This is a genomic window from Martelella sp. UBA3392 (genome assembly GCF_002358775.1).
GTDB classification, from domain to species: Bacteria; Pseudomonadota; Alphaproteobacteria; order Rhizobiales; family Rhizobiaceae; genus Martelella; species Martelella mediterranea.
This window is the reverse complement of record NZ_DEPM01000020.1, coordinates 1-9,944: the sequence shown is the minus strand read 5'-3', so window position 1 is coordinate 9,944 and position 9,944 is coordinate 1. Positions and strand designations below refer to the sequence as shown.

Sequence of the window (9,944 nt, the reverse complement as noted above, 5' to 3'; positions counted from 1 at the left end):
CCGCCGCCGCCGATCGACTGCGCGGCAATGCCGATGGAGCCGACACCGGTCGTGGTGATGGTGCCGTAGTCGGAGATCGTTACGTCGGAGCCGTCGCCGCCCACGCCGCCCTGCAGGCCGAGCGTCATCGACAGCGAGCCGGTCACCGTCATCGGCGTGCCCGTAACGCCGACCTTGCCGGAAATGCCGAAGGCGCTGCCCTGCGAGGTGCCGCCGCCGCCGCCGATCGACTGCGCCACGATGCCGTGGGAATTGTCGCCCGTGGTCTGAACCCCGGCGCCATTGGCAAGCGTGACCGTTACATAGTCGCCGTTGCCGCCCGCGCCGCCATCGCCGCCAAGCTGTTTCTTGCCGGTGAAGCCGACAAACCCGAACGAGGCCGAGGCACCTGTCGACGCCCGTCCGGCATTGCCGCCGCCGCCGCCGATCGATTGCGCCACGATGCCATCGGCATTGTTGCCGCTGGTTACGACCGAGGCCGTGTCGTTGAGCGCCACCGTAACGGTGTCGCCATTGCCGCCGGCTCCACCCGTGCTGCCGAGCGTCTCGCCGAAGGATGCGGAGAACACGCCCGCGCCGAGGCCGCTGGTCATGGCATAGGTCCAGGAATTGCCGCCCGTGCCGCCGCCGCCGCCAACCGACTGTGCGAGAACGCCGTGCGAGCCGTCGCCGGCGGTCACCACGCCGGTCGTGCCGTTCAGGCCGACATCGACATCGCCGCCCTTGCCGGCCGCGCCGCCATCGCCGCCCGCCGAGAGGGTAAAGCTCATCGATACCGGGACCTCGACCGGGATCACCTGGGCAATCGCCGCCGACATGGCGCGCCCGCCAATGCCGCCACCGCCGCCGATGGACTGGGCGAGGATGCCGATCGAATCCGACGTGTCGTCGCCGGCCGTGCCGGTGGAGATAATGCTGTCGGTGATGTCGACATTGACCCGGCCGCCATCGCCGCCCTGGCCACCCGTGCCGCCAAGCGAAAAGGTCGAGGCGAACACCAGCGATTCATTCGCGCCGTAAGCCGCGCCGCCAATGCCGCCGCCGCCGCCGATCGACTGCGCCACGATACCATTGGAATTGGAGCCGAGCGTCGATGCCTGCAGATTGTCGAAGGCGACATCGACCCTGCCGCCGGTGCTGCCGTCGCCGGCATCGCCGCCGACCGTAAGCTGCGCGACCGTCAGCACGGCCTCGCTGACCGCATTGCCGCCCGTGCCGCCGCCGCCGCCGATCGACTGCGCGAGAATGGCCGAGGCATTGTCGCCGGCGGTGGTGACGGTCGGCGCACCGCTATAGGCGCCGGTGGCGAGATTGCCGTTGCCGACGGAAACAAGACCGCCATCGCCGCCGATCCCGCCGCTGCCGCCGACGCCAACGCCGATGAGCACGCCGAAATCGAGCACGTCGCCGCCATCGCCGCCGCCGCCGCCGATCGACTGGGCCGAAAGCCCATAGGAGAAATCGCCGCCGGTATAGATCGAACTGTCTTCCAGGAAGGCCTGAACCGCGCCGGCATCGCCGCCTTCGCCGCCATCGCCGCCGACGGAAAGCAGGCCGAAACCGCCAGCGCCCGCGCCGCCGCCGCCGCCGATCGATTGCGCCAGAATGCCGGTCGAGGCATTGCGCGAGGTCTGCACGGAACCGCGATTGTAAACCTGGACGAGGCCGCCGGCCCCGCCGCCGCCGCCGCTGCCGCCGACAATCAGCTTGCCGCCGCCAAGCGTGCCGGCAGCACCCCCGCCGCCGCTGATCGATTGGGCGATGATGCCGCGCGAACCATAGCCGAAGGTCGCGATGATGCCGGCATTGGTGACCGAAACATGGCCGCCATCGCCGCCAAGTCCGCCGTCGCCGCCAAGGCTGATGATCGAGGCGACCGGCAGGTCGCCCGCGCCGCCACTGCCGGCGATCGACTGGACCAGCATGCCGGGCGCCAGATTGCCGCTTGTGTAGATCAAGCCGGCATTGGACGCGGTGATCGCGCCGCCATCGCCGCCCTGTCCGCCGGCGCCGCCAGCCCCGAGCACGGTGATGAAATCGCCGCCGGTGCCTCCGCCGCCGCCGATCGACTGCAGGGCAATGGCCGCGGAATAATCGCCGAAGGTCTCGGTCTGCGTGCCGCTGTCGGTCGCAAAGGTGATGCGCCCGCCATCGCCGCCAACGCCGCCGCCGCCGGTCTGGCCGACGAGTGCCGTATTGTCGCCGCCATCGCCGCCTGTCCCGCCGATCGACTGGGCGAGGAAAGCATAGGCAGAGGTGCCGGACGTGGTGATCGTCGCGGTATCGTAGATGCCGACGGAAAGCGCGCCGCCATTGCCGCCATCGCCGCCGGAACTGTCGCGTTCGCCGTCCTCGCCATCGCCGCCATCGCCGCCCTTGCTGCGCATCACGACGCCCGAAATCGCCTCGCCCTGGGTGGTGATGTTGGCGCTGCCATGCAGTTCGACCTTGCTGACGCCGGCGACATCGCCGCTGGTGTCGCCGGCATTGCCGCCGTCTCCGCCCTTGTTGCTGCCGGGCGCCTCGCCGCCATCGCCGCCCTGGCTGATGGCCACCACCGCGCCGGAAAGCCCGTCGACATGGTTGTCGGAAACGATATGGATGTCGTTGTTGACGTAGACCTCGACCTGGTAGCCGGCCTCGCCCTTTCCGCCCTTGTCGCTGTTGTCTTCGGAATCCCGACCATCGCCGCCCTTGCTCAGCGCGTAGATGCCGCGGACGCCGTCACCGGAGCCGTTGTGATCGTTCCAGTAGATGTCGATCGTGCCATTATTGGTGACGGAGATATTGCCGCCCGTGCCGCCATTGCCATTGTCATGGCCGCCCTTGTTACCCTCGGCGATCGCGGCAATGCCCCAGCCGAAGTCGCGGCCATCGATATGGGCGCTGCTCGTGCCGAGCGTGATCGCGCCATTGTTGACGATGGCCATGTCCTTGGCGTCGCCGCTACTGCCGCCGCGCTGGTCACCGACCGTCGAATCCTGATCACCGCCCTTGCCGGCATGGGCGAGCGCATAGATGCCCGCGCCGCCGTTCGGAAGCGCCTGCTGGAGCGAGATGGTTGAATTGTTCTCGATGGTGATCGTGCCGCTGTCGCCGCCGCGCCCGCCATCATCGCCGCCGGCGCCGGTATCGTCCTCGTCGCCGCCGCCATGGCCGCCGAGGCTCTGGACGAGAATGCCGTAGACCTCGTCGTTCGACGAGCCGGCAATGGTGATCGGGGCGTAGTTGTAGACCGAGAGATTGCCGCCATCGCCGCCATCGGTGTGGCCGTCATCGTCGCCGTCGCCGCCGCTGGAGGAGAGCGCCAGTCCATAGCGGCCGTCATCGCCGATGGTGATCGTGCCGTAATTGTCGAGCCGATAATCGGGGCCGTCATCGCCATTGCTGTCGTCGTCGCCATCATCGCCCTCGCCGACCAGCGGATAGCTGGCCGTGTAAGTGCCGCTCGAAATCGTGCAGGAACTGGCGTCGTCGGGGGACAGGCAGAAGACGGTCTGCGCCCCGGCTGCCGGCGGCATCAGCAGGGCGAGGGCGGAGACCGTTGTCAGGAGGAGCGCCGCTCCGGTCGCTCCGTGGTTTCCGGTTCCGCGAACCGCGCCGCGCTCGCCCCCCAGACGCTTCCAACCCTTGGCCATCAGTCTGTCCTCATCCCTCAGCTCGCCGCAGCGGCGATGTTAACAATGGAAAAGTGCATGATGGCTGTAAAGAGCGGGCCAAAACCGGTCAACGCGTCGCCGATGAAACGGCCGTTTCACTCGATGAATCGGCACGAAGGCCGGAGCCGCCACCCGACAGCCCCGGCCTTCTGCAAATCAGGACGCGTTGCGAAGCCCGAATTTCGGGGCGGCGCGCTAGAAACGGATCTTCAGCCCGGCATTGACGCCGTTCTCGCTGCCGCCGTCGGAAAACTGGCCGACATAGTTGACGTAGAGATTGGCGTTTTCGGCCAGGTTGAAATTCAGCCCCGCATTGACGATGGCTGCGTTCTCGTTGATCGGCGTGCCCTCGATGGTAAACGGCGTGCTTCCGGCAATCGCCATGGCCATCTCCGGCGTGATGTCGCCGAAGGCGTGACGCCAGCCGATCTGGCCGTTGACGCTCGCGGTCCGCTCGCCGATCGCGAAGGTCTTCGAGGCGCGCAGGCCGATATCCATATAGGTGACGTTCATGTCGCTGTCGCCGGCCGAAAGCGCCGCGATGCCGCCGTTTTCGGTAAAGCCGTCGGTTTCGGCATGCACCTGGGCGAGGCCGAGATAGGGCTCGAACACGCCGCCGGCAAAGTCGATTCGATAGGCGGCCTCGGCGAAGACCTGGCTCACCGAGCCGTCATAGCTCGCCGTCAGATTGTCCGAAAGCGAACCGAAATCGATCGCGCGCCGGGCATCGGTGTCGTTGAAGGCATAGGCGCCGCCGAAGGTCAGCCGGAAGGCATCGAGGCTGGCCGCGCCATAGACGCCGATCAGATAGCTGTTGGTGTCGGCGGAAGCGTCCTGACCATCAAGGCTGAAGCTCGAGCGGCCATAGCCCGCCATCGCGCCGAGCGTGAAGGCGTCCGAAAGGGCGGCGTCGCCGCCGATATAGAAGCCGCCGGTGTTACGGTCGAGCGTTGCGACATCATTGCCGTCGAGCGAGCCATGCGCGCCATAGGCGTGGCTCCAGACGGAGAACCGGCCGTCGGTCCCCGTTCCAACGCCTGTGCCCGTGTCAACGGCTGCGCCGCCGGCAAAGCGTGCGGTAACGGCATCGCGGAAGAAGTGGCTGTCTTCCGCCAGTGCGGCGGTGACGGAGGGATAGAGTTCGCCGGAAAGCTGGTTGAAGGCATAATCGGCGGTGCCCGCATCAAGACCAACGATCGAGTCGTAGAGCCCGCCGCCGCCGAGACCGTCAATGGCCGCGGCCACGGCCTTGCGGTTCTGCGTCGTGCCCACGAAGGCGTAGGGCGTGTCGTTGCGCTCCGTCGAAAGCACGAGCTGGCCGCTGGCCGCGTCGAAGCTTGGCGTCAGGAAAGCCATGTTGGTGGTGACGCTGTCGAAAGCGCCGGTCACGCCGTCATCGGCGACGAGCACCGCATAGCGGGCGCCGGCCTGGTAATTGCCATTGGCGGCAACCGTCGCCATCGTTCCGCCATGGATCGTGGCCGTGCCGGAGGCGACGACCTTGTCGGCATAGCCGTCGGCATCGACCTCGACGATGAAGTTCGAGCCCTGCTCGAAGGTGACATCGCCTTGGACGGTGAGCATGCCGATCGAGTTGCCGGGCGAAAGCGTGCCGCCGCCCGCAACACGCAGGCTGCCGAGGACGCCGTTGCCGCCGAGCAGGCCGCCGTCATTCACCGTCGTCAGGCTGGAGGCCGCAATCGAACCGTTGACGAACAGCGCGCCGCCATTGACGAAGGTCTCGCCTGAATAGGCGTGGACGCCGGTCAGGTTCAGCGCGCCGCCGCCAGTCTTTGTCAGGCCGCCCGACCCTGCGATCGCGCCGGCAAAGGCCGTCGTGCTGCCATCCGCGCCGACGGTCAGCATGGCGCTGCCGGTATCGACGGAGCCCGCGCCCGTCAGCCCGCCAATGGTTTCGTCATTGCCAAGGGCAAGCCAGGCATTTTCGGCGATTGCCACCGTGCCGTAATCCGGCAATGCCGCGCCGCCGAGCGCGCCAAGCGTGCCGCTTTCGATGAAGGTGCCGCCGGCATAGGTGTTTGCGCCGGCGAGCACCAGCGTGCCGTCGCCTGCCTTGGTCAGCGCGCCTTCGCCGGAGATGGTTCCCGGCGCCGTGACGCTCGCCGCGGCGTCGGAGACGTGGAGCGTGCCGCCAACGCCTTCAAGCACGACGTTGCGGTCGAGCGTTGGCATCGCCGTGCCCGCAATCGCGAGCGTGCCGTTGTTAAGGCGAAGATCGGCATCGGCATTGCCGAGCGCCAGGTCCTCATCGACGATGATCGTGCCGCCATCGGTGATCAGCGTTTCGCCTATGAAGGAATGATCGTCGATGCAGTATGCGGCGATCGCATCCTGCAGCCATTCCTCGCCGCTTTCGCAGTCGAGCTTGGTTTTCAGCACGTCGACGGGGAGATCGGTGAAGATCGGATTGCCGTCGTCATCGGAAATCTGGCCGATGGTCATATCGGTGCGCATATTGTTGCGGGTGAGTTGGAAGACGCCGCCGTCTTCCGCGAACGTGTTGGCCTCGGCGCTCCAGATCAGGGTCTTCTTGCTCGCGTCGCCTTCATAGGCCTCCAGCACGGGACCGACCCAGCGGATTTCGTGGGCGACCAGTTCGTGGTCGGAAAGCGCCTTGCCATCGTCGTTGACCGCGATGCCGTTGAGGACGCCGAGATAGTCATCATCGGGGGCGTCGACCACGGTCCACCACTTGCCATAGGGGCGGGAGGCCAGGAAGTGGTCGATCTTTCCATGGGCCCAGCCGGGCGAGGTGATGTTGCCTTCGTCATATTCCGTGCCCGGCCAGGTGACGCTGCCGTCGCCACGGCTATGCGGCGCGTAGCCTTCCCGCGTGGAGTCCGAGTTGAGCGCGATGAACTGCTTCTTCAGAATGTTCATCGTCACCGGCTGGTTGCTCGCGGTCGGATAGGTTTCATCCTCGAGCACGAGACCGTTGGCGGCCATGTCCTTCTGGATGATGACGGCCCATTGTTCCCAACTCATGTCGGAGACCTTCGAAATTCCGGGGAATTCTTCCGGATGGGCGTCGAAATAGGCCTGAAGCACATTGCGATAGTGCTTGGCATTGTTGGGATCGGTGGCGCGCATCGCGTCGATATAGGCCTGCGCCTGATCTTCCCTGCCTTCCGGCGCATATTCGAGAACGAGATCGCGCCAGAGCTGCGACGGCGCCGCGTCGTAAATGACGCGGGTATAGAGATAGGCCTGCTGCAGGGCGGAACTCAGACCGCGCTCGGAAACGTCGCCGGCATTCAGATCGCCCATCAGGATAACCGGGTTGTTGTGATCCAGAACCCAGCTATTGACCTGTTTCGCTTCGCTGATCCGATAGGTTTCCGGCTCGTTGCGCCAGTCAAAATGCGCGGAGGCATAGGTCGTCTGCGGCAGGCCCTCGCTTGCATCCGCCGTCACATAGGCGAACTGGCCGGAGAAGTAATTGCCCCAGCGGTGGGAGCCGCCTTCACCGGCAAAGCGCGTCACGACGCCATCCTCGCCATCGCGGTAGCCGGCGGCATTCGACCAGCCCTGGCCGGCAAGCATCTCCGGTATCGTATCCATATAGGTGCACTGGCTGGCGTAGTAGCACAGCTCCTGAAGGCCGATGACATCGTAGTCACCCGCTTCGAGGAACGCCTTCATCGAGGCGTCATCGCCTGAAAACAACTCGCGGTAGGTGTTGAAGGTCAGAACCCGGACGGTGCCCTTGCCTTCATCAGCAGCATGAGCACCGATCGGCATCGCCACCGAACCGATGAGCGCCGCGCCGCACAAGAGGCGGCGGACGCGACGGGCATGGCTGGTACGGCTTCGTGTCGAGGACACGGAATGTAACTTTATTGACATTTTTGACCTACAGAAGTTGGAAAAGGTGGATGAAATCCGCTGTAGGTCGATATCAACACAACTTTATGTAGGTAATATTACATTTATTAACCTTGCCGGATCTGTGGCAAAATGAGGGGCTCTCGGGTGGTGGCTGGCGCTCTCAGGCCACGAGCAGCCGCTTGAGGAAGGGGTTTTCCAGCAATTGTTCGCTCTCGATGCGGTTGTGCGCCACCATGCCGCTTGGGCCGAACGTGCCTTTTCGCAGAAGGTCGATCAGGCTCGCGGCGTAGGCCGCGGCAACCGAGGTCATGGCGTTGAACGGCTGATGCCGGTCGGAGCGGAAGCGCAGCGACAGCGACCGTTCGGCGGGACGGTTGCGAAGCGTGCTGCGCGCCGTCAGGAACAGCAGGAGTTCGTCCTCGTCGATGACAGGCAGCCCGTTCATCAGCAGAGATCTGAGCATGTCACGACGGGTTTTCAGACCCAGATCGTCCAGAAGAAAGCGCATATAGTCGAGATGGCCGGGATAGCGCAGGGTCTTGAAGGTGACGTTCCTCACCCCGGCCTCAAGATAGGGCGTCAGGTCGGACAGGCCGCGCGCGGTGGTAAAGCACTCATAGGACGTTCCGTCGAGAATGACCTTTTCGAGATGTTCCAGCGGTTTCAGGAACACCGCCTTGCCGTCCTGCACGGCTTCGCAGGCCCGGGTATATTCCTCGATCATCGCGTCGATATCCCAGATCTGGCCGTAACCCAGCCGGTTTGTGGGGTAGCGCGGCAGCGAGCCGACCCGGATCGTCAGATCGCTGATCGTCCGTCCGGGCTCCATCAGCCCCGAGGCGATGTTGTCCACCAGCCCCGGCGCCACGCCGGCGCCCGAAAGCACGACGCGCGTTTTGGCGAGTTGTTGCAGCAGGGAAAGATTTTCCGGCCGGACCGGGGAGAAATCCAGAAAATGCGCGTTCGAGGCGCCGGCAAGCTCGGCAATGCCGGATGAAGCCCAGTCGGGGGCGGCGGCAACGATCAGATCGCTGCCGCGCGCCTCGGCGGGCATCTTCTCATTCTGGCGCTGGCGCAGCGCCTTCACCGGAAGGCCGAGCGACGCAAACGCGTCGAGCGCCTCTTCGGAAGGGTCGATGATCGTGACGTCGATGTCGCCCGTAAGACACAGCGTTGCCGCAAGCGCCGAACCGACCTTGCCCGCGCCGAAGATCGCAATCTTGAACCTGTCCATGATCTACCCCCTGAAGCGGGAAACGAAGGCCTGAAGCCTTGGGTTTTGCGGATTGAGGATCACCTGGTCGGGCGAACCGGTTTCCGCGATCACGCCCTGATCCAGGAACAGGACCCGGCTCGAAACGTCGGCGGCAAAGGCCATTTCATGGGTCACGATCGCCATGGTCATGCCGTCTTCGGCGAGCTTGCGGATAACGGCGAGAACCTCGCCGACGAGTTCGGGATCGAGCGCGCTCGTCACCTCGTCGAGCAGCAGCACCTCCGGCTCCATCGCCAGCGCGCGGGCAATCGCGACGCGCTGTTTCTGGCCGCCGGAGAGATGGTTGGGGTAGGCGGCGTGTTTTTCGGCGAGACCGACTTGGGCCAGAAGCTCCATTGCGTGGGCGATGGCCTCCTTCTTCGGCTTACGGCAGACGATCACCGGCCCTTCGATCACGTTTTCCAATACCGTCTTGTGCGGAAACAGATTGAAATGCTGGAACACCATGCCGACATGGCGGCGAAGCGTGCCGATGCCGATTTTGTCGCCGGCATCGCGGAAACTGGTTCCCACGTCGCGTCCGCGAAAGCGGATCGCGCCGCCGGTGGGCGTCTCCATGACGTTGAGGCAGCGGATGAAGGTGGACTTGCCGGACCCCGAGGGCCCGATCAGGGCAACCACCTCGCCGCGCGTCAGGGTCAGGTCGATCCCTTTCAGGACCTCGTGAATGCCGTAGCTTTTCTGAAGGCCGGCAGCTTCGAGAACCGGCGCGCCGGTCTGGCTTTGCTGTGTCATGTTCATCTTCCTTCCCTCAGTCGCTGACCCTGAGCCGTTTTTCAAACCAGTCCGCGGCCTGCATCAGAGGCAGCAGCACGACGATGTAGAGCACGGCCATGACCGTGTAGGATTCCAGCGGCCGGTAGGTCTGGCCGTTCACCACCGCGGCCATATAGGCGAGGTCGGCAACCGAAATGACGGAGACGAGCGAGGTGTTCTTGAACTGGATGACCGACTGGTTGATGAAGGACGGCAGCACGCGTTTTAGCGCCTGCGGCAGAATGATGCAGCGCATCGACTGGAACGGGCTCATGCCGATCGCGGCCGCCGCCTCGCGCTGGCCCTTGTCGATCGACACGATCCCGCCGCGGAAGATCTCCGCGTAAAACGCCCCGACATAGAGCGACAGGGTCAGCATGGCGGCAAACCGGTTGTCGATGTTG

Annotated in this window: 4 protein-coding genes and 1 pseudogene; all 5 read right to left on the bottom strand. The window is 65.1% G+C overall.

Going from position 1 to position 9,944, the window contains the following annotated elements; translation table 11 throughout:
• Positions 1 to 3,638, bottom strand: a pseudogene (locus B4E36_RS01745) (beta strand repeat-containing protein); the annotation flags it as partial.
• A gap of 216 nt (positions 3,639 to 3,854) precedes the next feature.
• Positions 3,855 to 7,505, bottom strand: a complete 3,651-nt coding sequence (locus tag B4E36_RS01740; protein ID WP_292058767.1) for an autotransporter domain-containing protein — start codon at positions 7,503 to 7,505, stop codon at positions 3,855 to 3,857.
• Between the two features lie 163 nt (positions 7,506 to 7,668).
• The gene (locus B4E36_RS01735; RefSeq protein ID WP_292058766.1) at positions 7,669 to 8,742 is read right to left on the bottom strand and encodes a saccharopine dehydrogenase family protein; all 1,074 of its coding nucleotides are present in this window, start codon (positions 8,740 to 8,742) and stop codon (positions 7,669 to 7,671) included.
• A 3-nt stretch (positions 8,743 to 8,745) separates the two neighbouring features.
• Entirely contained in the window at positions 8,746 to 9,525 is a 780-nt protein-coding gene (locus tag B4E36_RS01730; protein ID WP_292058764.1) for an amino acid ABC transporter ATP-binding protein, read from the bottom strand.
• 10 nt (positions 9,526 to 9,535) lie between these two features.
• Positions 9,536 to 9,944 (bottom strand): amino acid ABC transporter permease (locus tag B4E36_RS01725; protein WP_345899906.1); only part of this gene is annotated, 409 nt, incomplete at its 5' end.